Raw genomic sequence first — 26,318 nt, forward strand, 5'->3', positions numbered from 1 at the left:
AGGTGCCGGTTGATCCCGGCGTCAGGCTTGCTGTTCGGGCGCTGGCAATGCCACAAGCGGCCCGGCAAGGCAAGCGGCGTGGCCGAGGGACGACACATACCCGGGCCCGCCCCACTTGACTCCGGAACAAAGTGAGAACATTCTGCCACCCCATCACAAGAGGAGGGCCTCATGAACGCAACGGCCAAGGACACGCGCGCCACCATCATCGCGGTCATGCGCTATCGCGATGCCGACGCGGCGCTGAAGTTTCTGACCGACATCTTCGGCTTTGCCGAGCACACCGTCTACCGCGGCGAGGACGGCGAGGTGCAGCACGCCGAGTTGTCCTTCGGCAACGGCATGATCATGATCGGCCCGGTAGACGGTACGGCCTTCGGCCGCTTAATGCGGGAGCCGCGAGAGGCCGGCGGCGTGACCGGCGCCCTTTACGTCATCGTCGCCGATCCCGACGCCCACCATGCAAAATCCGTCGAGGCCGGCTTCGACATCGTCATGGAGTTGCGTGACGTGTTCTATGGTGAGCGCGAATATTCGGTGCGCGATCCGGAGGGAAACATATGGACCTTCGGTACCTATGATCCGTGGGTGGCGCAGGAACCGGGCGACGCGCCGCCAGCGTGAGGGGAGCGCTTTCAGCAAAGGCAACTCCAGTTCGAGAACGCGACGCGTTCCATGCGACCTCGCAGCCCTTGCCGACGAGGGAACCTTCGCGGTCTAATGGAGCGACAGGAGTTGCTCTCATGACCGCCACCACCGTCAATGACGAAGAGATCGCCAAATTCACAGCAATGGCCGAGGAATGGTGGGACCCGAAGGGGAAATTCCGGCCCCTGCACAAGTTCCAGCCGGTGCGGCTCGGCTACATCCGTGAGCATTTGATTGCCCATTTCGGCCGCGACGGCACGCTGCTTCGCCCGTTCGCGGGGCTGACGGTGCTCGATGTCGGCTGCGGCGGGGGGCTGCTCTGCGAGCCCCTGGCGCGGCTCGGCGCAACCGTCACCGGCATCGACGCCGCCGAACGCAATATCCGGATCGCCAGCCTCCATGCCGAGCAATCGGAACTCCAGGTCGACTATCGCGCAACGACCAGCGAAGAGCTGGCCGCGGCCGGCGCCCGCTTCGACGTGGTGCTCAACATGGAAGTGGTCGAGCATGTCGACAACGTGCCGCTCTATATGAAGAGCTGCGCCGACCTCGTCGCCCCGGGCGGGCTGATGTTCACCGCAACCCTCAACCGCACCGCCCGCGCCTATGCGCTGGCCATTGTCGGGGCCGAATATGTCCTGCGCTGGCTGCCCAAGGGCACCCATGACTGGAAGAAGTTCCTGACCCCCGAGGAGATCACCGCCCTCGTGCGGCGCTTCGGCCTCCACCCTATCGACGAGACCGGCGTCGTCTACCACCCGCTCGCCGACGAATGGCGCAAGTCCTCCGACATGGGGGTCAATTATATGGTGCTGGCCGAAAAGCCGAAGGTGAATTAGGGGCGGCTCGGTGCTCCTCCGACCGCTCTACCCTTCGCCCCCAACCGGCGGATAGCGATGCTCCTCGCCGCGGTAGTCGGCGACCGAGTAGCAGCCCTCCTCCATCGGCCGGATGGAGGAGGCGCCGATGTCGGCCTTGCCATGGCCGCCGGGGATGTCGAGCACATAGGTCGGCTGGCAGAGGCCCGAGATGCGGCCCCGTAGCCCAGCGACCAGCGCCTGCCCTTCGGCGATCGAAAGGCGGAAATGGCTGGTGCCGGGGGCAAGATCCGGATGGTGCAGGTAATAGGGCTTGATGCGGGCTTCGACGAACGCGCGCATCAGCGCGGCCAGCGTTTCCGGGTCGTCGTTGACGCCCTTCAACAGGACCGACTGGCTGACCATGACGATGCCGTTGTCGACGAGCAGCGTGCAGGCGTCGCGGGCGGCGGAGGTCAGCTCGCGTGGATGGTTGGCATGGAGCGCCACATAGACGGCCTTGCCGCAGGATTTGAGTGCGGCGACGAGCCCGGCATCGATCCGCTCCGGCTCGACCACCGGTATGCGGGTGTGGAAGCGCACCACCTTGACGTGCGCGATCCCGGCCAACCGCGCCATCAGTTCGGCGAGGCGCCGGACCGAAAGCACCAGCGGATCGCCGCCGGTGAGGATCACCTCCCAGATCTCCTCATGGGCGGCGATATAGGCAAAGGCATCGTCGAGCGCCTGCGGCGACGGCGTGCCGAGCCCTGCCGGTCCCACCATCTCGCGGCGGAAGCAGAAGCGGCAATAGACCGGACACACGTGCACGGCCTTCAGCAGCACCCGGTCGGGATAACGATGGACGATGCCCTCGACCGGCGAATGGGCGAAGTCCCCGATCGGGTCGGCGCGCTCTTCCGGCAGGATGGCCAGCTCAGCCGGGTCCGGCACGAACTGGCGCGCGATTGGGTCGGCGGGATCGGCCGGATCGATGAGCGCAGCCATCGCCGGCGTTACCGCGACCGCATAGCGCTCGGCGACCCGGGCGATTCCGGCAAGCCGTTCCGCCGGCACCAGCGCGGCGTCAACGAGGTCGGCCGCCGATTTCAGCCCACGATCGACGCTCATGCCGCCCCCTCGGCGACCGGCACCCAGATCACCTGCTCGATGCGCGTCGCGCCCGTCGCCAGCATCACCAGCCGATCGAAGCCCATGGCGATGCCGCTCGCCGCCGGCATCACTTCAAGCGCTGCCAGGAAATCCTCGTCGAGCGGATAGCGCTCGCCATAGAGCCGCTGTTTTTCCGCCATCTCGGCTTCGAACCGGACGCGCTGCTCAGCCGCGTCCGTCAGCTCGCCGAAGCCGTTGGCAAGCTCGACGCCGCACGCATAGACCTCGAACCGCTCGGCGACACGCGCATCGTCCGGCGCGCGCCGCGCCAGCGCCGCTTCGCTCGCCGGATAGCGGTCGAGGATGGTGACCCGCCCCTGCCCCAGATGCAGCTCAATCTTTTCGGTGAGGACGCGGGTGAAGAGATAGGACCAGTCATGTTCCGCCGGCACGGCGATCCCCGCGGCTTCCATCTGCCGCACCAGCGCTGCCGCATCGGTTCTCCCCGCCTCGGTCATGGTCGCGAGCAAATCTATGCCCGCATAGCGCGAGAAGGCCTCGGCAACGCTCAATCGCTCGGGTTCGGCCAACGGATCGCATTCGCGTCCCCGCCAGCGGAATGCCGATACGCCCGTCGTTGTCGCAGCAAGGCGGAGCATGGCGATGCAGTCATCCATCACTGCCTCGTAACGCTCTTGGACGCGATACCATTCGAGCATGGTGAATTCGGGGTGATGCAGCGCACCGCGCTCGCGGTTGCGCCAAACATGACCAAGGCTCGCGATCCGCGCCTCGCCGGCCGCCAGTAGCTTCTTCATCGAGAATTCCGGCGAGGTGTGGAGGTAGAAGGGGTGGCCAATGCCGTCATTGCCGATGGCCGTGGTGGAAAAAGCATGCAGGTGCGCTTCGTTGCCCGGCGAGCGCTGCAACCCGGGCGGATCGACGAGGATAAAGCCCTCCTGCGCGAGATACCCGCGCACGGCCGCTTCGATGCGGTTGCGCGCCAGAAGGACCGGCCGGCGGTCGGCATGGACGGAGGGCGACCACCAGGCTGAGACAGGCGGCATGTTGGAGCTGGCAGACAAGAGCGTCGTCTTTCGGGACTGGCGGATTTCGGCAAATTGCGCTATCGGGCGGCACCGAACACGCAATCGACTTGCGTGCGGCCGGCCGGTCTTGCCGCAGGTTTAAGCCGCCGCCGACACGCGAACAAGGAAGAATTCATGGTCAAGGTCATCGCATCGTCCCTGCGTAAGGGCAATGTCGTCGAGCAGGACGGCAAGCTCTATGTCGTGCTCACCGCCGAGAACGTCCACCCGGGCAAGGGCAACTCGGTCACCAACGTCGATATGCGCCGCATCTCCGACGGCGTAAAGGTGACGGAGCGCTGGCGGACCACCGAGCAGGTCGAGCGCGCCGAAGTAGACGATCGCGACTACACTTTCCTCTATGAGGATGCCGAAGGCTTCCACATCATGAACCCGGAGAATTATGAGCAGATGGTCGTCTCGCCCGACGTCATCGGCGATCAGAAGCCTTATCTCCAGGAAGGCATGAGCCTGATGGTTTCGACCTACAACGGCGTTGCCATCGCCATCGAGCTGCCGCAGCGCGTCAGCCTCGAGGTGGTTGACACCGAGCCGGTGGTCAAGGGCCAGACTGCGGCCTCGTCCTATAAACCGGCCGTGCTCGAGAACGGCGTCAAGACCATGGTGCCGCCCCATATCGGCACCGGCACCCGCATCGTCGTGCTCACCGCCGACAACTCCTACGTCGAGCGCGCCAAGGACTGATCCTCGGCGCGGCTCGCACCTCTCGCATCACTTCATCGGTTCCACCGGGTCATCCCCGCGAAAGCGGGGACCTCCGTTTGGGCCTGCGCAAGAGCAACAGAGGTTCCCGCTTTCCGCGGGAATGACCCTGTGAATGGTTGGGAACAAGCGCAGGACTGCACCCCTCAATGCGTCTTCATCAGCGCCGATTTGGGCACGCTGAGCAACAACCGGTCGCCGTCCGCGCCCTCGATCTGGTCGGGCGTGATGTAGCGGTCGGCCGCGAACAGCCCCTCGGCATCGAGGCGCACGAACCCCTCGCGCAATAGTTTTTCCTTGAGCTCGTCCGATAGATTGTCCTCGCCGGCAAAGGCGCGGGCCATGATGGTGACGAGATCGTCGTCGCGATCGACATCCGTCGGATTGACGTCCGTCTGCTCGAGGCCTGGGGTCGACGGATCCTCATCGCTGAACTTGAAGTCCTCGACGACGCCAATCTCGTCATTGGTGCTGTCGTAGACCTTCATGCCCTTGTGCAGGGTTTCTGGCAGGGTGTGCATGGTTTACCTCCTCATTGCTTCGCGGCGGCCCTTGCGCCGCCCCGGCTGACTAAGGAACGGGAAACAGTCCCGCCGCGTTCCCGTGAGCGCTGGCAAACGAGTGCCTGCCGGGTAAGATCGGCGCAATCGTTTCAAGGGAGTTTCAGCCAATGCGCATCATCGCCCCGCTCGCCTTCGCCGGCCTCGCACTCTTTTCCGTCCCGGCCTTTGCCCAGGGCGATTTCGTTGCCCAGTTCAATGGCGCATTTTCCGGCGGCGGGCAGGTGCGCACCGAGGCCGATGGCAACCCCTGGAACGTCGATTGCGACATGACCGGGCAGGCATCCGAGAGCGCCCTCTCCTTCGACGGACGCTGCCGCACGGCGTTGATCTTTTCGCGCCGGGTCGGCGCCCAGATCCAGATCGACGGCAACGGGCGCTATACCGGCACCTATATCGGCTCGACCATCGGTCCCGCCGCCCTTTCGGGCACCCGCTCGGGCAACACCGTGACCCTCGAGATCACCTGGCCGGAGGCGGTCAACGGCGACACCTCGGCCACCATGACCATCACCGCAACCGGCAGCGGCTTCCACTTCGCCGTCGACGACCTCGACCAGCCCGGCGGCCAGACGGTGCGCATGACCGATATCCAGATGACGCGCCGGTAGGGCGTTTATGGCCGGCTTCACGCGGCTGCGCAGGTTTGGCTCGAAGGGCATGTCGATTCCTCCTCTCTGGGCTCGTCGTACGGGCAAGGCGAGGGCAGCGGGCCCTCGCATTCGAGAGGAACCGACCAGATGCGCAGAAGAACTTTCATTGCCGCCGCGACCGCGACCGTCGTAGCGCCGGGCCTTGCTGAAACCCAGGCCCAGACCCAGGCACCGAGCACCGAGGAGAGACCCATGAGCCCTGCCCCGACCACCGGCCATGTCGATGTAAACGGCGCTCACATGTACTACGAGAGTCACGGCGAGGGCGGCACGCCGCTGGTGCTGCTGCACGGCGCCTTTTCTTCGATCTACAACTCGTTCGGCACCATCATCGAAGGCCTTGCCGCGACCCGCCGGGTGATTGGTTTCGACTATCAGGGCCACGGGCGCACCGCCGACATCGATCGGCCGATGAGCATCGAGGCGATTGCCGCAGACATCGTTGCCGCGCTCGACGAACTGGGGATCGATAAGGCAGATGTCCTCGGCTATTCGACCGGCGCCGCCATTGCGCTGCGCATCGCCATCGCCCATCCGGAACAGGTGAGAAAGCTCATTCCGATGTCGGCGACCTATCGCCTCGACGGCATCCATCCGGGCCTGATGGAAGGGCTCGGCGAGATGGACGCCTCGATGATGTACGGCTCGCCCTGGCACAGCAACTATCTCGAGCTCAACCCGGAGCCTGATTTCGACCGGCTCTTTGCCAAGAAAACCGAGATGGACAAGGGCATCAAGGACATCCCGGACGAGGAGATCAGCGGCCTCACACAACCGGTGCTGCTGATCGCAGGCGACTCCGACCTCCCGACCATCGAGCACCTCGCCAAATTCTTCCGGCTTCTCGGCGGCGGCATCTTCGGCGACACCCCCGCCGGCTTGCCGAGATCCCAGCTCGCGATCCTGCCCGGCGCCTCGCACGTCACCGCGCCGTTCCAGAGCGAAGTGCTCCTCGCCATCATCCCCGCCTTCCTCGACCGCGAGGAAAAGCCGGCCACGTAAGTGGCGCGAGAGTGGTGGGGACGGTTGCGCAGGACCTGCAACGGCAGCGCGTCACCCCACCACCCACTCGCAACTCGTTGAGTCCCCGCGCGCCTGCCGCGCTTTGGCACTCCCTCCCGCCGAGTGCTAAAAAATCTTTCTCCTCCTCTTGAAGCCGTTTTCTTCCGCCCTACCTGATCTAGTGCTTCCTCCCGGGGATGCCGGGAGGACCGACATCACCATTCGATATGGAGGATGGGATGGCTTTCCGTCCCTTGCATGATCGCGTGCTCGTGCGCCGCATCGAAGCCGATGAGAAAACGGCTGGCGGCATCATCATTCCCGACACTGCCAAGGAAAAACCCCAGGAGGGCGAGGTCATCGCCGTTGGGCCGGGCGCTCGTGACGAGAAGGGCGAGCTTGTCGCCCTCGACGTCAAGTCCGGTGACCGCGTGCTGTTCGGCAAATCGAGCGGCACCGAGGTTCGCATCGATGGGCAGGATCTCCTCATCATGAAGGAGTCCGACATCCTGGGTGTGGTTGAGAGCGCCGAACCGGCTCAGCAGGCCGCGTAAGGCGCTTTTCTTTTTGGAGGAGCAGAAAGAAGAAAATGGCTGCCAAGGAAGTCCGTTTTTCAACCGAAGCGCGCGCCAAGATGCTGCGCGGCATCGACACGCTCGCCAATGCCGTCAAAGTGACGCTCGGCCCCAAGGGCCGCAATGTCGTCATGGAGAAGTCGTTCGGAGCTCCGCGCATCACCAAGGACGGCGTGACCGTCGCCAAGGAGATCGAGCTCGAAGACAGGTTCGAGAACATGGGCGCCCAGATGGTGCGCGAAGTGGCATCCAAGACCGCCGACATCGCCGGTGATGGCACCACCACCGCCACCGTCCTTGCCCAGTCGATCGTCAAGGAAGGGGCCAAGGCCGTCGCCGCGGGCATGAACCCGATGGACTTGAAGCGCGGCATCGACCAGGCCGTCGCCGCCGTCATTGCCGATCTCGAGGCCCACGCCAAGAAGGTGACCGCCAACTCTGAAATTGCCCAGATCGCTACGGTTTCGGCCAATGGCGATGCCGATATCGGCGACTATCTCGCCAAGGCGATGGACAAGGTCGGCAACGAGGGCGTCATCACCGTCGAGGAAGCCAAAAGCCTCGAAACCGAGCTCGAAGTGGTCGAAGGCATGCAGTTCGACCGCGGATACGTGTCGCCCTATTTCGTGACCGACACCGAAAAGATGCGCGCCGAGCTCGAGGATCCCTATGTCCTCCTGCACGAGAAGAAACTCTCGGGCTTGCAGCCGCTGGTGCCGCTGCTCGAGGCGGTGATACAGAGCGGCCGTCCGCTGCTGATCGTTGCCGAGGACATCGAGGGCGAGGCGCTGGCCACACTCGTCGTCAACCGCCTGCGTGGCGGGCTCAAGGTCGCCGCCGTCAAGGCCCCTGGGTTCGGTGACCGCCGCAAGGCGATGTTGCAGGACATCGCCGTTTTGACCGGCGGACAGGTGATCTCCGAAGAGCTCGGCATCAAGCTCGAGAACGTCACCATCGACATGCTCGGGCGGGCCAAGCGGGTGTCGATCGACAAGGAGAACACCACCATCATCGACGGCGCCGGTGCCAGGAGCGACATCGACGCGCGCGTCGCCCAGATCCGTGTGCAGATCGAGGAGACCACCTCCGACTACGATCGCGAAAAGCTTCAGGAACGGCTGGCCAAGCTTGCCGGCGGCGTGGCGGTGATCCGCGTCGGCGGCGCCACCGAAATCGAGGTCAAGGAGCGCAAGGACCGGGTCGATGACGCGTTGCACGCAACCCGTGCGGCCGTCGAGGAAGGCATCCTGCCCGGCGGCGGCATTCCTCTGCTGCGCGCTGTCAGGGCCCTCGACAACGTCAAGCCGGACAATCCCGACCAGAGGGCGGGCGTCGACATCGTGCGGCGCGCCATCCAGATGCCGGCCAAGCAGATCGTCATAAACGCGGGCGAGGACGGCTCGGTGGTCGCCGGCAAGATCCTGGAAGGCAACGAATACAACTGGGGCTACAACGCCGCGACCGGCAACTACGAAGACTTGGTCACGGCCGGCGTCGTCGACCCGCTCAAGGTAGTGCGCATTGCGCTAGAGGACGCCGCGTCCATCGCTTCGCTCCTCATCACCACCGAAGCCCTCGTGGCCGAACTGCCGAAAAAGGAAGCCGCCCAGCCGGCTCCCGCCAGCGCCGGCATGGACTTCTAGCATGTGGCGCCCGGCCCGTCTGACGAGTGGGCCGGGCCAGAATGCGACAAACCCGACATTCCCAGCAAAGCGAACACCACTTTCGCGGTTCGAGAACGCAACCGCCACGAACACCAGCGTTCTCAGACGGTGGATCGCAATTGTGAAGTTCGGGAACGCGACTAAAAAGATCCTGGAGCGTTTAGCAGCGCCCGTTGCGATGCCCTTGGAATGCGAAGCGCTCCAGCAGGCCGCCCGGCGGACACGGTCCGGCGGGCGCAGTTGCCGGTTCCGGGCAGCAGCGCCCGGGCGGCACATTCATTGTCGATGCTTCACAACCAGAGGTCTTGCCGATGAAAATTGCCCAGATCGCTCCGCTCACTGAACGCGTTCCCCCTCGGCTCTACGGGGGCAGCGAACGCATCGTTTCCTATCTCACCGAAGAGCTCGTCCGGCAGGGTCACGACGTGACCCTCTTTGCCAGCGGTGACTCGCGCTCCACCGCCCGGCTTGTACCCTGTTCGCATGTGGCGCTGCGGCTCAATCCCCAGGTCAGGAATCACGTTCCCTATCAGGTCATGATGCTCGAGCAGGTGCGCCAGCGCGCCGACGAGTTCGACGTGCTGCACTTCCACATCGACCTGGTGCACTTCCCGCTGGTGCGTGACTTCGCCGATCGCACCCTTACCACTCTGCACGGGCGATTGGACCTTCCCGACCTCAAGCCCTTCTACCGGGCCTTCCCGGAATTTCCGCTGGTGTCGATCTCTAACGATCAGCGCAAACCCATGCCACCGGTCAACTGGATGGGGACGGTCTACCACGGCCTGCCCAAGGACCTGTTGCCGTTTTCGGCCGAGCCGGGCGAAGGATACCTGGCGTTCCTCGGTCGTATCTCACCCGAAAAGCGCCCCGACCGCGCTATCGAGATCGCGGCGCGCAGCGGCATGAAGCTCAAGATCGCCGCCAAGGTCGACAAGGTCGACCAGGACTACTGGAACGAGACCATCGCGCCGATGATCGCCCGTCACCCGAATGTCGAGTACATCGGCGAGATCGACGACAGCCAGAAGGGCCAGTTCCTCGGCAACGCCCTCGCCCTGGTCTTCCCGATCGACTGGCCGGAGCCTTTCGGCCTCGCCAGCATCGAGGCCATGGCCTGCGGCACGCCGGTCATCGCTTTTGATTGCGGCTCGGTTCCCGAGGTCGTCGACCATGGCGTTTCCGGCCTCATCGTCTCGAGCCTCGACGAGGCTGTGGCCGCCGTCGGACACGTTGGCTCGCTCGACCGCCGTCTGGTGCGCGCCACCTTCGAAACGCGCTTCAGCGTCGAGCGCATGGCGCGCGACTATGTCGCGATCTATGAGCGGCTGACCGGCACCGATACCACTAACGACTTGCGCGGCATCGCCCCCGGACAGAAGTTGGACATCCATGCAGTGGCCTAGAAGCGAAAGGCGAAAAAGTGGGAAACGCTTCTCGCGAAGAATCCCGCGGCAACAAAAGTTAGAGCGGGAAGTATGATGGCGCCGGCGTTCCCCTCGGTTGCGGCGGCGACGGAAAACCCCGTCGCCGGCAAGCCGGCTGCCCAGTTCTTCATCCCGGCGACCGCCTCGCTGCAGGAGCGGCGCCCGCGTACGCTAAAACACGGCGATACCTTCGCCGTGTTCGACCACAATGGCGATGCGCTTTCGGGGCCGGGCAGCCCCGAAGGCGTCTATTATCGCGACACCCGCTATCTCTCGCACTTCTACCTGACTATCCAGGACCTGCGCCCGATCCTTTTGAGCTCGACCCTTCGCGACGATAACGCGACGCTCACCTGCGATCTCACCAACCCCGACATCTCCGATGTCGAGGGCCGCAGGATCCTCGATCACGACCTCATCCACCTGCGCCGCTCGCGATTCCTCTGGCAGGGGATGTGCTTCGAGCGCATCTGGGTGCGCAATTTCGACGACAAGGCGCACACCACTTCGGTGGCGCTGCATTTCCAGGCGGACTTTGCTGACCTCTTCGAGGTCCGCGGCAGCCGGCGGGAGAGGCGCGGTGAGGTGCATGACCCGGTGGGGGACGCGAGTTCGGTGCTCCTGCATTATACCGGCCTCGACGGCCAGCACCGCAAGACACATCTAAGCTTCGATCCGGCCCCGGCCGTGCTCACCGGCAGCCACGCGAGCTTTGATATCTATCTGCCGCCGCAGGGCTCGACCTCGCTGTTCCTGCGCATCGCCTGCGCCGCCGAACCCCCGGAGACCAACCCCCGGCGCGCCTTCTTCATTGCCATGCGCGATGCGCGCCGGGCCTTGCGCATCTCCTCCTCGCGCGCCTCCTCGATCGTCACCTCCAATGAAATCTTCAACGAAGCCCTGCGCCGCAGCGTCTCGGACCTCTATATGCTGATCACCGACACGCCCGAGGGTCCCTACCCCTATGCGGGCATCCCCTGGTTCAGCACCGTATTCGGGCGCGACGCACTGATCACCGCACTCGAAACGCTCTGGCTCGACCCGGCCATCGCCCGCGGCGTCCTCAGGCACCTGGCCGCCAACCAGGCAACGCATGTCGATCCGGCCTCGGACGCCGAGCCCGGCAAGATCCTGCATGAAGTGCGCCATGGCGAGATGGCCGAACTCGGCGAGGTGCCCTTCCGCCGCTATTACGGCAGTGTCGACTCGACGCCCCTCTTCGTCATGCTGGCGGGCGCATATATGCGCCGCACCGGCGACCGCGACACCGTCAGCCATCTCTGGCCCAACATCGAGGCGGCGCTCGAGTGGATGGACGTCCACGGCGACCGCGACCGCGACGGTTTCCTCGAATATGGACGCCTGACCTCCGAGGGCCTCGTCAACCAGGGCTGGAAGGACAGCCACGATTCCATCTCGCACGCCGACGGCACCCTGGCGCGCGGACCGATCGCCCTCGTCGAGGTGCAGGCCTATGCCTATGGCGCCTGGGAGGCGGCCGCCGAGATCATCGCGGCCCTGGGCGATGTGGAGCGCGCCGCGACTTACCGGCAGCGCGCCGAGAAGCTCCGTCAGGCGTTCGACGAGAAGTTCTTCGACGAGGCGCTCGGCACCTATGTGCTGGCCCTCGACGGAAACAAGAATCCCTGCCGGGTGCGCGCCTCCAATGCCGGTCATGCGCTGATGACCGGCATTGCCTACCCCGAGCGCTCCGGCGCGGTAGTGCGCACCCTGTTGTCCAACGAATCGTTCTGCGGCTGGGGCATCCGCACCCTGGCCTCGGGCGAGAAGCGCTACAATCCGATGAGCTACCACAATGGATCGCTCTGGCCGCACGACAACGCCCTCATCGCCGCGGGCTTTGCCCGCTACGGCTTTCGCCGCGAGGCGGCGCGCATCTTCGAGGGGCTGTTCGCCGCCTCGACCTATATCGACATGCGCCGTCTGCCCGAGCTCTTCTGCGGTTTTTCCCGCCAGGGCACCCAGGGCCCGACCTTCTATCCCGTCGCCTGCTCGCCCCAGGCCTGGGCAGCCGCCACTCCGCTCCTGCTGCTGCAATCCTGCCTCGGCCTCGGGTTCGATGCCGAGCGCCGCCAGATCGTCTTCGAGCATCCGAGCATGCCGGCCTTTCTCGATGAGGTTTTCCTGCGCAATCTGCGCATCGGAAGCGAAAGCGCCGACATAGCGCTGCGCCGTTCCGGATCGCAGGTCGTCGTTGACGTCCTCAACCGCACGGGCGAAATGCGGGTGATTTCGATCGGGTGAGGGGAGTTCTCCAGTCAGACTAGGCGCGATTCCGCCGCCAGTGGAACGACGACCTCGAACGCCGCCCCGGTCTGGGTGTCCAGCAAACGGATCGAGCCGCCATAGGCGCCGAGCATGGTGCGCACGATCTCAAGCCCCATGCCGGTTCCGCCCTCTTCCCGCCGCGTCGTGAAGAACGGCTGGAACACCAGGTTGCGGTTGCCTGGTGAGATACCGCTGCCATCGTCGGCGACGACGATCGTGGCTATGCCCTCGCTGACCTGCGCACCGATCTCGAGCCTGGAGGCGCCGTGGCGCGCGGCGTTCTCGGCGAGGTGCCCGAAGACGACCTGGCCCGCCTCGATGGGAAGTGCGAGCGCAGGTTCGGTGGCTCCCGAGAGGCGCAGCTCGAGTTGCGTGAACCGGCCCTCCAGCGCGTCGGCGATCGCGATGAGCGACGCCGGGGCTCCCGTCGCCGGGGTATCGGCGCGCGCCAGCTCGCGCAGGCGATCGAGCAGCGCAGTCAGCCGATCTACATCAGCTATGATGTGGTCGAGAAAACGCCGGCGCTCCTCCTCATTGAGCGCCTGGCCCTCTTCGGCATCGAGCAGCAGCTCGGCGGCCCCCTTGATTGAGGTCAGCGGGGATTTGAGCTCGTGCGAGACATGGGCAGCAAAGGATTGCACGTATTCGGTGCGGTCGACCAGCCGGCTGGCCAGCCCGAGCAGGCTCTGCGCGAGTAGCGCCGTTTCCCGGGTGCCGTAGCGGTCGAGCGGCCGGATGGCCGTGCGCCCTCCCCTGCCGATCGCCTCGGCCCGCGCCACCAGTGCATCGATCGGGCGCGTGATAGTGCGCGTCAGCACATAGGCGATCACCAGGGTGAGCGCGAACGCACCCGCCAGCGCCCCGATTTCCAGGGGAGCAAGGCTTCTGCCCGGCCCTTCAAGCGCGCGGAACCAGACGACGAGTGCCACCGGTAAGCCCAGGACGCTGAGCAACACCGAAACGACGATGAGACCCAGCGACGGGCGCCATTTGGGCGCGATCTTCGGTGCAAGCGTCACTATAGGCTGCCCTCCGAAGCCGGACCGCATTTGAAGCCGACACCATGCACCGTGGTGACAACACCGGAATAGCCTGCGGCCGCGAACTTGGCGCGGATGTTGCGGATATGGCTGTCGATGGTACGTTCGGACACGTAGACCCCCGGGCCGTAGGTTATGTCCATCAGCTGTTCACGGCTGAATACGTTCTCCGGCCGGGCGAGCAGCGCTGCAAGCAGATTGAATTCACGCGCCGTAAGCTCAATCGGCACCCCACCGGCTGCAACGCTGTGGCTCTGCCGGTCGAGCCTTATCCTGCCGTGTTCGAGTGCGGCGGGCGTCGCGCCACCACCTCCCGCCATCCGCTTGAGGATCGCGCGCACCCGGGCAACGAGTTCACGCGGGCTGAAGGGCTTGGTCACATAGTCATCGCCGCCGATCTCGAGACCAACTACACGGTCCACCTCCTCGTCGCGGGCCGAGAGGAAGAGAATGGGGACCTGCGACGTCTTGCGGACCTGACGGCATACTTCCAGGCCATCCATCTCCGGCATGCCGATATCGAGAACGATGAGATCGATCCTGTTGCGGCGCAATGCGACCAGTGCCTCGGCGCCATTGCGCGCCGTGGTCGTGACGAGGCCGGCACGCTCCAGCGCGAAAGTGACGACTTCCCTGATATGCGGTTCGTCATCGACGACCAGTATGCTCTGGGCCATGATCCAGCCTGCGATGGTTGCCCGCTAGTTGTTATCGGACTGCGGAGACGTTGCAACCTGTGGGTGCTGCAATAGATAATCCTGTAGACGCGCGTCACGGAACGACCAGCCGCGCCAGCCATCGGACCTTCTTGCAAAGGAGGTGGCGAGGTGAGCTCGCGTCCGGGCAGCCTCCATCCTCGCCTCCGCCCCCTCAACCCGGGCGATATAGACATCGAGGGCAGGAATGGCGTCGGGACCGAGGCGCCAGACATAATCGAGATCAAGCGCGACACCGCCGCCGCCCAATTCCGCACTCTGCTCGACATTGTAACGGGCAATGACGGCGGCAAAATCAACAAACGCGCATACATAGAGCACTATCCCGAGGGCTGTGAGATTGGCGGTCACGAGCCAGGCGTTCGACCGATGCTGGAGGATGCGCACAAGGATGAGGATGAGGCCGAGGGCGACGAGCGCCATCCACAAACCTGCCGCGATGCGCATTTCCGTCAGCAGGTAAGTTTCGACATAAAGCTTCAAGCGCAGCATTGAGGAGAGGCAGAGCAGGACGTTCTGGCCGATCCAGGCATACACCAGCACGCGGATGAGGCCGCTCTTCTCGCCGGGTCCACCCTCGCGCATCGCAGCCAGCACGAAGCCGGCGGCCAGCAACGCCGTTGCCACCAGCGGATAGGCGCCACGATGGGCATATTCGGCATAGGTCATGCCCTCGGGCAGGGCCATGCCGCCCCAGAGATAGGCAACATCGAGCAGGGTCTGCACGGCAAAGAGCGCGTTGAAGACGATGAGGGAGCGCGTGATCGCCGCCTCGCCGAAGAGGACGCTGGCTTTCTGCTCGGCAGGTTTGGAAGTGACCGCTGCCAGTTGAGAACGACGCAGGAGCCTGGGCGCAAGCAGCGGCCAGACAAGGGCAGCGGCAAAGAGCCAGAAAAACATCCGCCCTGGATCGAGCAAGGCGAGCGCCGTTTCCGGCGTGAACCGCCGCAGTGTCTGCTCGATCACCGGATTGGCCATGCCGAAGAGCGATAGGAACACGATGCCGAACAACACCGGTACCAGCCAGACCACGATGCCCTGCATGGCCCGGGGCATGACGCCTACCCACCATTGCGATCTGAAGGCGCGGGCCACATCCTGGAGCAGGCGCACCGGCGCAAGCAGCCCGTAGCGCAACAGGATCTCCGGCAGTCCGGTCAACCTGCCGGGCAACAGATCGCCGCACGCCAGCGCCAGGATCGAGAGACCGAACAGTGCCGACAACCAGCCGGGTAGACTCGGCGCCTCGACCAGCGGCAAGGCGGCCACAAGGACTCCGGCAGCCGGCCAGAAGAGCCGTTGCGGGCCGACGGAACGCCCGCACGAACCAACGATGCAAGCCGCGACCACCAGCGTCCAGATGAAGAGGTTGATCCCGGGTCGTTGAACGAAGAGCAGATAATCGCTGGCGGCGACCGCAAGGACCCCGAACGCTACGGTTGTCGCGGCGCCAAACGGGACCTGCTCAGCGGGAATTGCGTCCTGATTTTCCGTCTGGCTCATGCTTGCCCTCTCTGAGACCGCCCGTGATCAATTGCAGGTCGCAACGCCGCTGCCGCGGCGGTGGGAGGCGTTCTTCACCACTCTCGATAAGCCACCAGCCGTCCTCGCGAATGCGGGTAGGAATTTCTACGAAGCGGGAGCGACGGGGCTGTTCGATGTTGCGCATGCAGACAAGCTGGTCCAGCCGCTTGCAGTTTCTGTGCAGGACATCAGGAACATTTCAGGCTGGAAGACGCACGCTATCGTACCGTACGTTACGGTACGGTTTTCCTTGCCTCGCTCCCGGATTGGGTCTAAACAGGACCCTCAAAACACCCGCGCCGGCCGCTTAGGCCGTGATGCCGTTGCGAAAACACCCGAGGACACCATGCCAGCATATCGTTCCCGTACCACCACCCATGGCCGCAACATGGCGGGCGCGAGAGGGCTTTGGCGGGCGACGGGGATGAAGGACACCGATTTCGGCAAGCCGATCATCGCTGTGGTCAACTCCTTCACCCAGTTCGTGCCGGGGCACGTACACTTGAAGGACCTCGGACAGCTGGTGGCGCGCGAGATCGAGGCGGCTGGGGGCGTTGCCAAGGAGTTCAACACCATCGCGGTCGACGACGGCATCGCCATGGGTCATGACGGCATGCTCTATTCCTTGCCAAGCCGAGATCTCATCGCCGACAGCGTCGAATATATGGTCAACGCCCATTGCGCCGACGCGATGGTGTGCATCTCCAACTGCGACAAGATCACTCCCGGCATGTTGATGGCGGCCATGCGCATCAATATCCCGGTAGTCTTCGTTTCGGGCGGGCCGATGGAAGCCGGCAAGGTCGTGCACCAGGGCAAACTGCAGGCCGTCGACCTCGTCGATGCCATGGTCGTCGCCGCCGACGAGCACTATAGCGACGCCGAGGTGCAGGCCTTCGAGGAGAACGCCTGCCCGACCTGCGGCTCGTGCTCGGGCATGTTCACCGCCAATTCGATGAATTGCCTGACCGAAGCCTTGGGCCTGTCGCTGCCAGGGAACGGATCGACCCTTGCCACCCACTCCGACCGCAAGCGCCTCTTCCAGGAGGCCGGGCACCTGATCGTCGATCTCGCCCGCCGCTGGTACGAGGAGGACGACGAAACCGCTCTGCCGCGCAATATCGCGACGAAAGCCGCCTTCGAGAACGCCATGACCCTCGACATCGCCATGGGCGGCTCGACCAACACGGTGCTGCATATCCTCGCCGCCGCCCACGAGGCCGGCGTCGACTTCACCATGGACGACATCAACGCGCTCTCGCGCCGGGTGCCGGTGCTCTCCAAGGTCGCGCCGGCCAAGGCCGACGTCCATATGGAGGACGTGCACCGGGCCGGCGGCATCATGGCCATCCTCGGCCAGCTCGACCGGGCGAATCTCCTCAACCGCGACGTGCCGACGGTGCACACCAAGACCATCGGCGACGCGCTCGACCGCTGGGACATTTCCCGCACCAATTCGGAAAGCGTGCGCCAGTTCTATATGGCCGCTCCGGGGGGCGTCAGGACCACGCAGGCCTTCAGCCAGTCCAACCGCTGGGCCGAGCTCGACCTCGACCGCAAGGACGGCGTCATCCGCTCGGCCGAGCATCCCTTCTCGCGCGACGGGGGCCTGGCAGTCCTCAAGGGCAACCTTGCCGTCGACGGCTGCATCGTCAAGACTGCCGGGGTCGATGAATCGATCCTCAAGTTCACCGGACCCGCGCGCGTGTTCGAGAGCCAGGACGCCACGGTCAAGGCGATCCTCTCCAACGAGATCCGCGAAGGCGACGTCATCGTCATCCGCTATGAGGGTCCGCGCGGCGGACCGGGCATGCAGGAAATGCTCTACCCGACGAGCTACCTCAAATCGAAGGGCCTCGGAAAGGCCTGCGCCCTCGTCACCGACGGGCGCTTCTCGGGCGGTACCTCGGGGCTCTCCATCGGCCACGTCTCCCCGGAAGCCGCCGAGGGCGGCCTGATCGGGCTTGTGCGCGAGGGCGATATCGTCGAGATCGACATCCCCGGCCGTACCATCAACCTCAGAGTGGCCGAAGGGGAGCTGGAGAAGCGCCGCGCCGAGCAGGAGACCAAGGGCTGGAAGCCCGAGCATCCAAGGAAGCGCAATGTGACGACGGCTCTCAAGGCCTATGCGGCCTTCGCGACCAGTGCCGCACGCGGTGCCGTGCGCGACTTGGGCGATCTGGGATAATCGACGCTCTGAGCGCGCGCTCGGCTGGATCGGAACGCGCGCTCCATCCACCGTCCTCAGGCGCCGGCGCGTCCGATCGCATCGAGCGTGGCAAAGTCCTCGTCCGAGAGATCGAGCGCAGCGGCCGCCACGTTTTCCTCCAGATGCGCGACCTTGCCCGTTCCGGGAATGGGCAGCATCACCGGCGAGCGCTTGAGCACCCATGCCAAGGCGATCTGACTCGGCGTTGCGCCGTATTTGGCAACGATCTGGCCAAACGCCTCGTTGGTCTTGGCGAGTTCGCCGCCCGCCAGCGGGTACCACGGAATGAAGCCGATGCCGTTTGCCGCGCAATAGTCGAGCACCGCTTCGCTGACACGATGGGTGAGGTTGTAGTGGTTCTGCACCGTCGTGACCTTGAAGTGGGTGCTGGCCTCCTCGATGTCGGCAACGCTGACTTCCGAGAGGCCTACGTGGCGGATGAGGCCTTCCTTCTGCATGTCGGCGATGACGCCGAATTGGTCGGCGCGCGGCGTGTTGGCGTCGATCCGGTGCAGTTGCCAGAGATCGATGCGCTCGAGCTTGAGGCGCCGCAGGCTCATCAGCACCCCCTGGCGCAGGAATTCAGGTCGGCCGTTCGGGGGCCATTGCCCCGGGCCGGTACGGGTAAGACCGCCTTTGGTTGCGATCACCGTACCCTTCGAATAGGGCGCCAGCACCTCGCCGATCAGTTCCTCACTGACATAAGGACCGTAGCTCTCGGCGGTGTCGACGAAATCGACGTTGAGTTCGGGCAAGCGCGAAAGCGTGGCGCGCGCCTCGGCCGGATCGGCAGGATCGCCCCATATCCCCGAACCGGTAATGCGCATGGCGCCGAAACCGAGCCGGTTGACCGTAAGGTCGCCACCAATAGTGAATGTGCCCGCGAGGGCCGCGTTGAGTTCTGCCATGAAGGTCTCCGATGAGGCTGGGCCGGGAAGGATCGAGAGCGGCCCGGAGGTGAGAACGTTCAGGCATATCGTGAGAACCGCGCGCGCGATCAAGTCCCACGACCGAACCTAAGTATTCGAAAAGGCAGCTGAAAAACGCAACACACCCTAATTGTGCTCGTCCGGGGCACCTGGGAGCGGCATGAAGTCGACGCCATCCTCGATGAGGCCGCTGACCTCCTCACGCGAGGCTTCGCCGTAGATGCCGCGCGGATCGACCTCTCCGAAATGGATCTTGCGCGCCTCCTCGGCGAACTTGTCGCCGACATAGTCGGCTTCGCTTGTCACCTTCTCGCGCAATGCCTTCAGCGCCTCGCGGATCTTGGCGTGCTCGGGATGGCCGATGGAGAGCGCGACCTTTTCGGAATTGGCGCGGCTGACGGCGGGGGCCATCAGCGCCTTGTCGACGCTGCGGCTGTCGCACACCGGGCAGAAGACGATGCCGCGCTGATGCTGCTCGTCATAGGCGGCAGCACTCTTGAACCAAGCGTCGAACTGGTGACCGTTTTCACAATGGAGCGAATACTGGATCACAGGGGCTGTACTTCCTTTGTTGGTCCAGTTTGGACCACTTTGGTTAAGGGTTATCTTAAATCGCCGCTTGCGGCAAAACCGGATGGGCGGCGAACTCGCGCTCATTGGCCAATACCGGTATGCGCGTGCGCGCATCGGTGACCTTTGTGAGGTCGACCTCGGCGATCGCAACGCCAGGCGCATCGCCGTCGATCTCGGCAACGATCCGCCCCCAGGGGTCGATGATGAGCGAGTGGCCAAAGGTCGCCCGTCCATTGGCATGCTGCCCGCCCTGAGCGGCGGCGATGACGTAGGAACCCGTCTCGATGGCGCGCGCCCGCAATAGCACATGCCAGTGCGCCTCGCCTGTCGGCACGGTGAACGCCGCCGGCACCGCGATCACCTGCGCCCCGTTCTTGGCCAGCGCGTTGAAGAGAAGCGGGAAGCGCATGTCGTAACAGATGGCAAGTCCCAGGGTGAAGTCGCCGACCGGCGCCGTCACGGCCCGGTCGCCACCCCTGTAGGTCGCGCTCTCGCGATAATCGCGGAGGCCAGAAAGCGTGGCATCGAAGAGGTGGATCTTGTCGTAGGTCGCCTTGACCACACCGTCGGGGCCGAAGAGCACCGAGCGGTTGGCGAAGCGCCCGTCCGGCAGGGCCGTGGCGAGTGAGCCGATATGGAGGTGGACGCCCAAGCGCCGGGCGATGCCGGCAGCGCGGGCAAGGTGCGGATTGCCTTCGTAAGGGCCGGCGATCTCTGCCAACTGCTCGCGGTTCTCGGCAAAGACCACGGTCACCTCGGGCGAGAGCAAGTAGGTCGCGCCCTGCTCGGCCGCCTCTTCGGCGAGCGCCTCGAGCGCATCCATATTGGCCTCGGGCTCTACCCCCGAACGCATTTGCAGAGCGGCGATCTTCATGGGGATCAGGCGTTGGTCAGTAGCGGGTCGAGCTTACCCTGGCGCTCGAGTGCGGCCATGTCGTCATAGCCGCCCACATGCGTCTCGCCGATGAAGATCTGCGGCACGGTGCGCCGTCCATGGGCGCGCTGGGTCATGACGGCGCGCAACTCCGGGTCGAGCACAGTGATCTCGGTATAGTCGGCGCCTTTGTCCTCGAGCAGGTGTTTGGCGGCATGGCAATAGGGGCAGGTCGGTGTTGTATAGATCTCGATCTTGGCCATCGGAAAACTCCGGTGAAGTTTGCACCTTATATGGGTATTTCGCCGTTTGTGACAACGCGGGCGAAGGTCACGACGTCGACAGATCCCGCACCGGCCCGCTTCAAGGCCCGGGTCGCCGCCTTGATCGTGGCGCCGGTGGTATAGACGTCGTCGACCAGCACCACCGGCCGGCCGGCGAGGCGCCGCAGCAGCTCGGGATGAGGCTGGAACGCCCCGGCCACATTGCGCGCCCGCGCATCGCGGGTGAGGCCAACCTGCTGCCGCGTACGGCGCACGCGCTTCAGGAGCGCCGGGTCGACGGCAAGCCCCGAGAGTCGGCCGATAGCGCGGGCAAGCTCGCCCGACTGATTGTAGCGGCGGCGCAGATGCCGCATCGCATGCAGCGGCACCGGCACGAGCACGGGCCTTGCGGTCCAGAGCTCGGCGCCAGCCAGCACCATCAGCCGCCCCAAAAGCAGCGCGAGCTCGGTACGGTCGCCATATTTCAGCCGCGACACCAGCGTGCGGGCGATGTCGTTGTAGACGACCGCCGCTCGTGCCCGCTCGAACGGCGGCGGATCGGCCAGCGCCTCCGCCGAGAGTGCATCCGGCCCGATCGAGACGGTGAACGGCAACCCCAGCCGCGGGCAATAGGGCGCAGTGATCGGCCGCAGTTTGCCAAAGCAGTCGGGGCAGAGCGTATCGGCATCGGCAACCGGCCGCTCGCAGGCGAGGCACACCGGCGGATAGAGGCTGTCGAGCAGCCAGCGCCCGACCGCCCGCGGCCAGCGGGCAGTCGCCCGCCAGAGTCTGCCGCCCTGCTCGGCGCCCGATGTGTCGCTCACAATCCCAGCCCCCATGCCCGGATGAGCGAGCGTCGCCGAAGTGCGGCGGGTTGTCGAGGGTGAAAGCGCTGGTTTTCACCGGACCGGCACCTCCCCCCTTGTGGGGGAGGCTGGGAGGGGGGTAAGCCCCAAGAGCAAAAGCGCAAAGCTCAGAGGCACAGAACGCCCATGACCGTTCCGCAGATCTTCGACCGCACGCTGATCGCCCGCAACCTTGCACGGCGGCCGGAGGAACGCGACGACTTCGTCACCCGATTGGTGGTGACCGATCTCGAAGAGCGTCTCGCCACCTTGAGCCGAAAGATCGGCAAGGCGCTCGTGCTGGGGCCTGATCTTGAGGCGTTGCCCGCCCATGGCCGCACCGCCGTCGCGCCGTTCAGCTTCAAGCGCCTCGCAACCCTCAGCCCCAAGGCGACCGACGGCCGCGAACCACCCCAACTCCCCGACAGCGGCTACGACCTCATCGTCTCGCTGCTCGACCTGCAGGTGGTCAATGACGTGCCCGGATATCTGGCGCAGCTGACGCGTGCGCTCGCTCCCGACGGCCTGCTGCTGGCGGCGGCCCTTGGCGGCGAGAGCCTGACGGAACTGCGCAACGCATTCCTCACCGCCGACACCGAGATAACCGGCGGCGCCTATGCGCGGGTCGCCCCGTTCATCCCGCTGCGCGACGGGGGCGGCCTCCTGCAGCGCGCGGGGCTCGCGCTGCCCGTCGCCGACATCGAAACGCATGTGGTGCGCTATTCAAGTCCGCTGGCACTGATGCGCGAGCTCAAGTCCCTGGGCGCCGCCAATCCGCTCTTCGACCGGCCCGGCCGCATGGTCACCAGACACCTTCTCGCCGCAGCCTGTGAGGCCTATTCAATGGTCGCCGGCGACCACGACGGACGAGTGCGCGCCACTCTCGAGATCCTGTGGCTTTCCGGCTGGGCCCCACATGAAAGCCAGCAGAAACCCCTGCGTCCCGGCAGTGCCAAGGTGAGCCTGACGAAGGTTCTTGGCGACAAGACGGAGGAGTGAAAGCCCGGGACCTTGTAATTACCACAGGGTCATCCTCGCGAAAGCGGAAACCTCCGTTTCCTTTACCGACGCTCTAAACAGAGGTCCTCACTTTCGCGAGGATGACCCTGTGGGTGAGGTTGGGAGAGGTGCCCACCATCCCTAGAGCAAATCACACAGCGGGGCGATCAGCGGTTCGTCGGCAGGCGGCATCGGATAGTCGCGCAGCTTTTGCGGGCGCACCCACTTGAGCGCGGCGTGCTCGCGCGGCTGCGGCAGGCCCTGCCATTTGCGGCAGACATAGAGCGGCATCAGGAGGTGAAAGCTGTCATAGGCGTGGCTGGCAAAGGTCAGCGGGGCAAGGCACGCAGTCTTCGTCGAGACGCCGAGCTCCTCCTCGAGCTCACGTATCAGCGCGTCCTCCGGGCTCTCGCCTGGCTCGAGCTTGCCGCCGGGGAACTCCCACATGCCGGCCAGTGCCTTACCCTCGGGCCGCTGGGCGATCAGCACTCGCCGGTCGGCATCGACCAGCGCGCATGCAACGACGAGGAGAATGCTCATAACGGCGCCCGCCGGTAGTGGTAGCCATAGATCTCTTCAAAGCCGAGGGATTTGTAGAGCGGCACCGCCCGTTCGTTATTGGCGAGTACCTGGATGGCGTGCCGGTGCGCGCCGTTCTGCACGGCCCAGTTGAGCGCCGCATGCATCAGCGCCCTTCCATAGCCCTTGCCGCGCGCTGCAGCGTCGACCACCACGTTGTTATAGACCGCGATGCCGTCGGCGATCATCGAAAGCGCAGCGCCGACCGGCTGCTGCGCCTCGTCGTAAACGAGGATGCCGGCCGCCTTTTCGGGCAGGCGCGCCCGCACCAGGGCAAAGACGTCCTGCGTTTCCTGCGAATAGTCGGCCATGCGGGCCTGCGCCTCTGCCCAGGCCTGATCGGTGGGGGGAAGCGTCTGGCTGACCGCCGCGACCGCACGCAGCTTCCCCGGCTCTGGCATGAAAAGAACGAGGCTCGGCTCGTAGACGTCCCAACCCTGCGCATCGAGCTCGGCGGTGATGGCAGGTCCGGTGAGCGGATTGACCCGGAAGGTCGGCCGCAGGTTACGTGCCCGATAGGCTTCGGCGAGCTCTGCAAGGCGCGATCCGGCGTCGGCCTCGTCGGCCGGATCGAAGGCGTGGATGGAATTGGCCCGCTTGGTGTAGCCGCGCGAAAAACGCGCCTTCCAACTCTGCTGCTCGATGGTCTCGAGCGCCGGCCAGGCGGCAAGGTACGCGGTTTCTATGGCGAGGACGGTAGAAAGATCGGGCATGACGAGATTGGCGGGTCTCAGGATGGGAGGTGACACCGAGCACGGCGGAGGTCGCCCGGTCAAGCCGCGGCCGCTGTGGCGCTCCTGGGTGTGCTGGGATTCAGGTCGAGGCATTTGCAGACCGGCATCACCTGAATATTAGTACACCTAGCTGCGGTAGTCGCCGTTGATGGCGATATAGCCGTGGGTGAGGTCGCAGGTATAGACCGTGGCCCTTCCCTCGCCGAGCCCTATGCCGACTGTCACTTCCAGTTCGTCGCCCTTCATATAGGCGCTGACCGCCGCCTCGTCGTAGCTGCCGGCGCGCTCGCCGTCCCGGGCAACGAGGATATCACCGAAGCGGATCGAGAGCCTGTCGCGGTCGGCCGGCTCCCCGGCCTTGCCGACGGCCATGACCACACGCCCCCAATTGGCGTCTTCGCCGGCAATTGCGGTCTTGACCAGCGGGGAGTCTGCGACCGACTTGGCGATGCGGAAAGCGCTCTCGTCCGAGACCGCGCCCTCGATATTGACCGTCACCTGCTTTGTCGCCCCTTCCCCGTCGCGCACCACCTGAATGGCAAGCTCGAAAAGCACATCGGCAAGGGCGGCGCCGAACACCTCCGCGCGTGGATCTTCGATGTCGGTGATCGGCTCGACGCCCTCGGCCTTGCCGGTGGCAAAGGCCAGGAGTGTGTCGGAGGTCGAGGTGTCGCTGTCGACGGTGACGGCATTGAAGGTCGTCTTGACGTGCCTTGCGACGAGCGCCTGCAACACTGGCGCGGCGACGGGCGCATCGGTAAAGACGAAGGAGAGCATGGTGGCCATATCAGGCGCGATCATGCCTGAGCCCTTGGCGATGCCGGCGATGTTGATGACGTGTCCATCGATGTCGGCAGTGGCGCCGGCAAGCTTGGGGAAGGTGTCGGTGGTCATGATCGCCTTGGCCGGCTCCAGCCAGGGCGCATCGGCAAGGCGCCCGGCCATTGTCTCGAGGACGCCGGCGAACTTGCCGGCATCGAGCGGTTCGCCGATGACCCCGGTCGAGGCAAGGAACACCTCGGCCGGCGTGCAGCCGACGGCTCCAGCGGCAATGCCGGCGGTGATCCGCACGCTCTCGCGGCCTTTAAGGCCGGTAAAGGCATTGGCGTTGCCCGAATTGACGACGAGCGCCCGCGCCGTGCCGCCGGCAAGATTGTCCCGGCACCAGTCGACGGCGGCCGAGGGGCATTTGGAGCGGGTTAGCACCCCGGCAACGCTTGTTTCCGGCGCGAACGAGACCAGCAACACGTCGGTGCGGTTCTTGTATTTAATGCCGGCCTCGGCGGTGGCGAAGGCCACGCCCGCAATGGCGGGAAGCTCCGGATAGAACTTGGGCGCGAGGGGGGAAACGGGGTGGGCCATGAGGAGACCTTGGGACGGGACTGCCGCCCCGGTGTGCCTCAAAGCCCGCCCGTTCGCAAGGGCCGGCGTGTTACTCGGCCGGCTGTGCGGTCGGCTGCGCGACCGGAGCCGGACGCTTGCCGGCAATGAAGCCGCCGAAGCGCTTCTGGATGACAGGCATGACGACGAAGACGATGGTCAAGACCATCAGCGGTACCAGCACCACGGTGCGCTGCCAGAGTGCCCAGCCCTCGGTGAACGGGAAGAGCGCATAAAGATAGAGGGTGATGACTGGATAGACGCCGAACACCAGCAGCAGGGCGAGGCGCAGGCGTGAAGCAAGGGACGGTTGCATGTCGGTTCTCCATATGAACGGAACGTGTCGTTATATAACGAAACGATCCGTTTCGTTCAAGTCTGTTTTTTCGCGCTTGGCTGCGCTATCTTGTGTCGCATGACAGACAGTGAATACGACGAACGCCGCCGTTCGATCGGCGCGCGCCGCAATCCGGAGGCTCAGGAGGCGATCCTCGATGCCGCCGAGGCTATCCTCATCGAAGATGGCGCGGCCGCGTTCTCGATCGAGGCCGTCGCCCGGCGGGCCCGCGCCGGCAAGCCGACGATCTATCGCTGGTGGCCGACCCGCGGCACGCTGCTCCTCGACATCTACCACCGCCAGAAGCCTGCCGTGATCCATGCCGATACCGGCTCTCTCGAAGAGGACGTGACGCTCTTCATCGAACGCTTGCTCGAGTATTGGAAGGGAGGCGCGGGCCAGGTATTCCGCGTTGTCGTCGCTGAAGCCCAGCGCGACGTGGCCTGCGCCGAGGCCCTGCGCACCTATGCGGCCGGGCGGCGCCGGCAGACCGCGGCCATGTTCGAGCGCGCCATCGCGCGCGGCGAGATCTCGCCCGATACCGATTCGCTGCTGGCCGCCGAGATGCTCGCAGCGCTCGCCTGGCACCGGCTGCTGACCGACCGACTCGCCATCGACCGGAACGAGGCGAAAACGGTCGCCCGGCAGGTGGTGCGGGGGCTGAAGGTGTCGGACTAGAGAACCCAATACCTCCTCCCCAGCGCCCAACCCTGATGTCATGCCAGCGACAGGTGATCCTGAATATTTCGCGGCCGCAAGATGCGCGTGCGAGCGACG

27 protein-coding genes are annotated in these 26,318 nt (G+C 65.1%); 12 read left to right on the plus strand and 15 right to left on the minus strand.

Annotated features, from left to right (window positions below):
• Positions 1-171: 171 nt before the first annotated feature.
• Together QQK18_RS06715 and ubiG are read left to right on the plus strand one after the other, a co-directional pair.
• Complete coding sequence (locus QQK18_RS06715) at positions 172-624, plus strand: VOC family protein (RefSeq protein WP_284339527.1); 453 nt, start codon at positions 172-174, stop codon at positions 622-624.
• A gap of 119 nt (positions 625-743) precedes the next feature.
• Entirely contained in the window at positions 744-1,487 is a 744-nt protein-coding gene (gene ubiG / locus QQK18_RS06720) for a bifunctional 2-polyprenyl-6-hydroxyphenol methylase/3-demethylubiquinol 3-O-methyltransferase UbiG (RefSeq protein ID WP_284339528.1), read from the plus strand.
• Positions 1,488-1,514: 27 nt separating this feature from the next.
• Here ubiG and QQK18_RS06725 read toward each other — a convergent pair whose 3' ends face one another.
• On the minus strand, positions 1,515-2,576 hold the full coding sequence (locus QQK18_RS06725) for a lysine-2,3-aminomutase-like protein (protein ID WP_284339529.1): 1,062 nt from the start codon (positions 2,574-2,576) through the stop codon (positions 1,515-1,517).
• Positions 2,573-3,625: an EF-P lysine aminoacylase EpmA gene (gene epmA, locus QQK18_RS06730; RefSeq protein WP_284339992.1), complete on the minus strand. Its 1,053-nt coding sequence runs from the start codon at positions 3,623-3,625 to the stop codon at positions 2,573-2,575. Before epmA ends, QQK18_RS06725 begins: the two co-directional genes overlap by 4 nt.
• A 156-nt stretch (positions 3,626-3,781) precedes the next feature.
• Between epmA and efp the strand changes: the two genes are divergently transcribed.
• Positions 3,782-4,351 (plus strand): elongation factor P, encoded by a 570-nt coding sequence (efp, locus tag QQK18_RS06735; RefSeq protein WP_284339530.1) that lies wholly within the window; start codon positions 3,782-3,784, stop codon positions 4,349-4,351.
• 164 nt (positions 4,352-4,515) lie between these two features.
• On the opposite strand, the gene QQK18_RS06740 is transcribed toward efp, so the two are convergent.
• Positions 4,516-4,890 carry a hypothetical protein gene (locus QQK18_RS06740; protein ID WP_284339531.1) on the minus strand — a complete coding sequence of 125 codons (375 nt, stop codon included), beginning with the start codon at positions 4,888-4,890 and terminating at the stop codon, positions 4,516-4,518.
• Between the two features lie 149 nt (positions 4,891-5,039).
• Between QQK18_RS06740 and QQK18_RS06745 the strand changes: the two genes are divergently transcribed.
• From QQK18_RS06745 to QQK18_RS06770, 6 genes are all read left to right on the plus strand, one after another.
• On the plus strand, positions 5,040-5,540 hold the full coding sequence (locus QQK18_RS06745; protein ID WP_284339532.1) for a hypothetical protein: 501 nt from the start codon (positions 5,040-5,042) through the stop codon (positions 5,538-5,540).
• 129 nt (positions 5,541-5,669) lie between these two features.
• On the plus strand, positions 5,670-6,584 hold the full coding sequence (locus tag QQK18_RS06750; RefSeq protein ID WP_284339533.1) for an alpha/beta fold hydrolase: 915 nt from the start codon (positions 5,670-5,672) through the stop codon (positions 6,582-6,584).
• A gap of 239 nt (positions 6,585-6,823) precedes the next feature.
• Positions 6,824-7,138 (plus strand): co-chaperone GroES, encoded by a 315-nt coding sequence (gene groES, locus QQK18_RS06755; RefSeq protein WP_284339534.1) that lies wholly within the window; start codon positions 6,824-6,826, stop codon positions 7,136-7,138.
• Positions 7,139-7,173: 35 nt separating this feature from the next.
• The gene (gene groL / locus QQK18_RS06760; protein WP_284339535.1) at positions 7,174-8,802 is read left to right on the plus strand and encodes a chaperonin GroEL; all 1,629 of its coding nucleotides are present in this window, start codon (positions 7,174-7,176) and stop codon (positions 8,800-8,802) included.
• A 332-nt stretch (positions 8,803-9,134) separates the two neighbouring features.
• Entirely contained in the window at positions 9,135-10,229 is a 1,095-nt protein-coding gene (locus QQK18_RS06765) for a glycosyltransferase family 4 protein (protein WP_284339536.1), read from the plus strand.
• 75 nt (positions 10,230-10,304) lie between these two features.
• A complete protein-coding gene (locus QQK18_RS06770) occupies positions 10,305-12,515 on the plus strand; it encodes an amylo-alpha-1,6-glucosidase (RefSeq protein ID WP_284339537.1) in 2,211 nt (736 codons plus the stop codon).
• A 14-nt stretch (positions 12,516-12,529) separates the two neighbouring features.
• Here the strand turns inward: QQK18_RS06770 and QQK18_RS06775 are convergent, their stop codons facing one another.
• The 3 genes from QQK18_RS06775 to QQK18_RS06785 are packed head-to-tail and all read right to left on the minus strand — an operon-like array spanning position 12,530 to position 15,798.
• On the minus strand, positions 12,530-13,588 hold the full coding sequence (locus QQK18_RS06775) for a HAMP domain-containing sensor histidine kinase (protein WP_379993985.1): 1,059 nt from the start codon (positions 13,586-13,588) through the stop codon (positions 12,530-12,532).
• Positions 13,558-14,256 carry a response regulator transcription factor gene (locus QQK18_RS06780; RefSeq protein ID WP_284339539.1) on the minus strand — a complete coding sequence of 233 codons (699 nt, stop codon included), beginning with the start codon at positions 14,254-14,256 and terminating at the stop codon, positions 13,558-13,560. The genes QQK18_RS06775 and QQK18_RS06780 overlap by 31 nt, the downstream gene beginning before the upstream one ends.
• A gap of 24 nt (positions 14,257-14,280) precedes the next feature.
• A complete protein-coding gene (locus tag QQK18_RS06785) occupies positions 14,281-15,798 on the minus strand; it encodes a DUF4153 domain-containing protein (protein ID WP_284339540.1) in 1,518 nt (505 codons plus the stop codon).
• A 367-nt stretch (positions 15,799-16,165) separates the two neighbouring features.
• On the opposite strand from QQK18_RS06785, the gene ilvD reads away from it, so the two are divergent.
• Positions 16,166-18,007, plus strand: coding sequence for a dihydroxy-acid dehydratase (ilvD, locus tag QQK18_RS06790; RefSeq protein ID WP_284339541.1), 1,842 nt, complete (start codon positions 16,166-16,168; stop codon positions 18,005-18,007).
• 56 nt (positions 18,008-18,063) lie between these two features.
• Here the strand turns inward: ilvD and QQK18_RS06795 are convergent, their stop codons facing one another.
• From QQK18_RS06795 to QQK18_RS06815, 5 genes are all read right to left on the minus strand, one after another.
• The gene (locus QQK18_RS06795) at positions 18,064-18,936 is read right to left on the minus strand and encodes an aldo/keto reductase (protein WP_284339542.1); all 873 of its coding nucleotides are present in this window, start codon (positions 18,934-18,936) and stop codon (positions 18,064-18,066) included.
• A 147-nt stretch (positions 18,937-19,083) separates the two neighbouring features.
• Complete coding sequence (locus QQK18_RS06800; RefSeq protein WP_284339543.1) at positions 19,084-19,509, minus strand: DUF1178 family protein; 426 nt, start codon at positions 19,507-19,509, stop codon at positions 19,084-19,086.
• Positions 19,510-19,564: 55 nt separating this feature from the next.
• Positions 19,565-20,404 (minus strand): carbon-nitrogen hydrolase family protein, encoded by an 840-nt coding sequence (locus tag QQK18_RS06805; RefSeq protein WP_348523213.1) that lies wholly within the window; start codon positions 20,402-20,404, stop codon positions 19,565-19,567.
• A gap of 5 nt (positions 20,405-20,409) precedes the next feature.
• Positions 20,410-20,667 carry a glutaredoxin 3 gene (gene grxC / locus QQK18_RS06810; RefSeq protein ID WP_284339544.1) on the minus strand — a complete coding sequence of 86 codons (258 nt, stop codon included), beginning with the start codon at positions 20,665-20,667 and terminating at the stop codon, positions 20,410-20,412.
• Between the two features lie 26 nt (positions 20,668-20,693).
• Positions 20,694-21,491 (minus strand): ComF family protein, encoded by a 798-nt coding sequence (locus QQK18_RS06815; RefSeq protein ID WP_284339545.1) that lies wholly within the window; start codon positions 21,489-21,491, stop codon positions 20,694-20,696.
• 168 nt (positions 21,492-21,659) lie between these two features.
• On the opposite strand from QQK18_RS06815, the gene QQK18_RS06820 reads away from it, so the two are divergent.
• The gene (locus QQK18_RS06820; protein WP_284339546.1) at positions 21,660-22,511 is read left to right on the plus strand and encodes an SAM-dependent methyltransferase; all 852 of its coding nucleotides are present in this window, start codon (positions 21,660-21,662) and stop codon (positions 22,509-22,511) included.
• Between the two features lie 141 nt (positions 22,512-22,652).
• Here the strand turns inward: QQK18_RS06820 and QQK18_RS06825 are convergent, their stop codons facing one another.
• The 4 genes from QQK18_RS06825 to QQK18_RS06840 all read right to left on the minus strand — a co-directional run bounded on the left by QQK18_RS06825 (position 22,653) and on the right by QQK18_RS06840 (position 25,520).
• The gene (locus QQK18_RS06825) at positions 22,653-23,051 is read right to left on the minus strand and encodes a (deoxy)nucleoside triphosphate pyrophosphohydrolase (protein WP_284339547.1); all 399 of its coding nucleotides are present in this window, start codon (positions 23,049-23,051) and stop codon (positions 22,653-22,655) included.
• On the minus strand, positions 23,048-23,839 hold the full coding sequence (locus QQK18_RS06830; RefSeq protein ID WP_284339548.1) for a GNAT family N-acetyltransferase: 792 nt from the start codon (positions 23,837-23,839) through the stop codon (positions 23,048-23,050). The genes QQK18_RS06825 and QQK18_RS06830 overlap by 4 nt, the downstream gene beginning before the upstream one ends.
• A 111-nt stretch (positions 23,840-23,950) precedes the next feature.
• Complete coding sequence (argJ, locus tag QQK18_RS06835) at positions 23,951-25,186, minus strand: bifunctional glutamate N-acetyltransferase/amino-acid acetyltransferase ArgJ (protein ID WP_284339549.1); 1,236 nt, start codon at positions 25,184-25,186, stop codon at positions 23,951-23,953.
• 70 nt (positions 25,187-25,256) lie between these two features.
• On the minus strand, positions 25,257-25,520 hold the full coding sequence (locus QQK18_RS06840) for a putative antibiotic biosynthesis monooxygenase (RefSeq protein ID WP_284339550.1): 264 nt from the start codon (positions 25,518-25,520) through the stop codon (positions 25,257-25,259).
• Positions 25,521-25,619: 99 nt separating this feature from the next.
• Between QQK18_RS06840 and QQK18_RS06845 the strand changes: the two genes are divergently transcribed.
• On the plus strand, positions 25,620-26,219 hold the full coding sequence (locus tag QQK18_RS06845; protein WP_284339551.1) for a TetR/AcrR family transcriptional regulator: 600 nt from the start codon (positions 25,620-25,622) through the stop codon (positions 26,217-26,219).
• Positions 26,220-26,318 lie beyond the last annotated feature (99 nt).

The organism is Devosia nitrariae, assembly GCF_030160115.1.
In the GTDB taxonomy this organism is placed as follows: domain Bacteria; phylum Pseudomonadota; class Alphaproteobacteria; order Rhizobiales; family Devosiaceae; genus Devosia; species Devosia nitrariae.

Excerpts from the sequence above, each read along its gene's own strand:
- QQK18_RS06715 (WP_284339527.1), top strand. The coding sequence starts at position 172 with ATGAACGCAACGGCCAAGGACACGCGCGCCACCATCATCGCGGTCATG.
- ubiG (WP_284339528.1), top strand. The coding sequence starts at position 744 with ATGACCGCCACCACCGTCAATGACGAAGAGATCGCCAAATTCACAGCA.
- QQK18_RS06725 (WP_284339529.1), bottom strand. The coding sequence starts at position 2,576 with ATGAGCGTCGATCGTGGGCTGAAATCGGCGGCCGACCTCGTTGACGCC.
- epmA (WP_284339992.1), bottom strand. The coding sequence starts at position 3,625 with ATGCCGCCTGTCTCAGCCTGGTGGTCGCCCTCCGTCCATGCCGACCGC.
- efp (WP_284339530.1), top strand. The coding sequence starts at position 3,782 with ATGGTCAAGGTCATCGCATCGTCCCTGCGTAAGGGCAATGTCGTCGAG.
- QQK18_RS06740 (WP_284339531.1), bottom strand. The coding sequence starts at position 4,890 with ATGCACACCCTGCCAGAAACCCTGCACAAGGGCATGAAGGTCTACGAC.
- QQK18_RS06745 (WP_284339532.1), top strand. The coding sequence starts at position 5,040 with ATGCGCATCATCGCCCCGCTCGCCTTCGCCGGCCTCGCACTCTTTTCC.
- QQK18_RS06750 (WP_284339533.1), top strand. The coding sequence starts at position 5,670 with ATGCGCAGAAGAACTTTCATTGCCGCCGCGACCGCGACCGTCGTAGCG.
- groES (WP_284339534.1), top strand. The coding sequence starts at position 6,824 with ATGGCTTTCCGTCCCTTGCATGATCGCGTGCTCGTGCGCCGCATCGAA.
- groL (WP_284339535.1), top strand. The coding sequence starts at position 7,174 with ATGGCTGCCAAGGAAGTCCGTTTTTCAACCGAAGCGCGCGCCAAGATG.
- QQK18_RS06765 (WP_284339536.1), top strand. The coding sequence starts at position 9,135 with ATGAAAATTGCCCAGATCGCTCCGCTCACTGAACGCGTTCCCCCTCGG.
- QQK18_RS06770 (WP_284339537.1), top strand. The coding sequence starts at position 10,305 with ATGGCGCCGGCGTTCCCCTCGGTTGCGGCGGCGACGGAAAACCCCGTC.
- QQK18_RS06775 (WP_379993985.1), bottom strand. The coding sequence starts at position 13,588 with ATGCGGTCCGGCTTCGGAGGGCAGCCTATAGTGACGCTTGCACCGAAG.
- QQK18_RS06780 (WP_284339539.1), bottom strand. The coding sequence starts at position 14,256 with ATGGCCCAGAGCATACTGGTCGTCGATGACGAACCGCATATCAGGGAA.
- QQK18_RS06785 (WP_284339540.1), bottom strand. The coding sequence starts at position 15,798 with ATGAGCCAGACGGAAAATCAGGACGCAATTCCCGCTGAGCAGGTCCCG.
- ilvD (WP_284339541.1), top strand. The coding sequence starts at position 16,166 with ATGCCAGCATATCGTTCCCGTACCACCACCCATGGCCGCAACATGGCG.
- QQK18_RS06795 (WP_284339542.1), bottom strand. The coding sequence starts at position 18,936 with ATGGCAGAACTCAACGCGGCCCTCGCGGGCACATTCACTATTGGTGGC.
- QQK18_RS06805 (WP_348523213.1), bottom strand. The coding sequence starts at position 20,404 with ATGAAGATCGCCGCTCTGCAAATGCGTTCGGGGGTAGAGCCCGAGGCC.
- grxC (WP_284339544.1), bottom strand. The coding sequence starts at position 20,667 with ATGGCCAAGATCGAGATCTATACAACACCGACCTGCCCCTATTGCCAT.
- QQK18_RS06820 (WP_284339546.1), top strand. The coding sequence starts at position 21,660 with ATGACCGTTCCGCAGATCTTCGACCGCACGCTGATCGCCCGCAACCTT.
- QQK18_RS06825 (WP_284339547.1), bottom strand. The coding sequence starts at position 23,051 with ATGAGCATTCTCCTCGTCGTTGCATGCGCGCTGGTCGATGCCGACCGG.
- argJ (WP_284339549.1), bottom strand. The coding sequence starts at position 25,186 with ATGGCCCACCCCGTTTCCCCCCTCGCGCCCAAGTTCTATCCGGAGCTT.
- QQK18_RS06840 (WP_284339550.1), bottom strand. The coding sequence starts at position 25,520 with ATGCAACCGTCCCTTGCTTCACGCCTGCGCCTCGCCCTGCTGCTGGTG.
- QQK18_RS06845 (WP_284339551.1), top strand. The coding sequence starts at position 25,620 with ATGACAGACAGTGAATACGACGAACGCCGCCGTTCGATCGGCGCGCGC.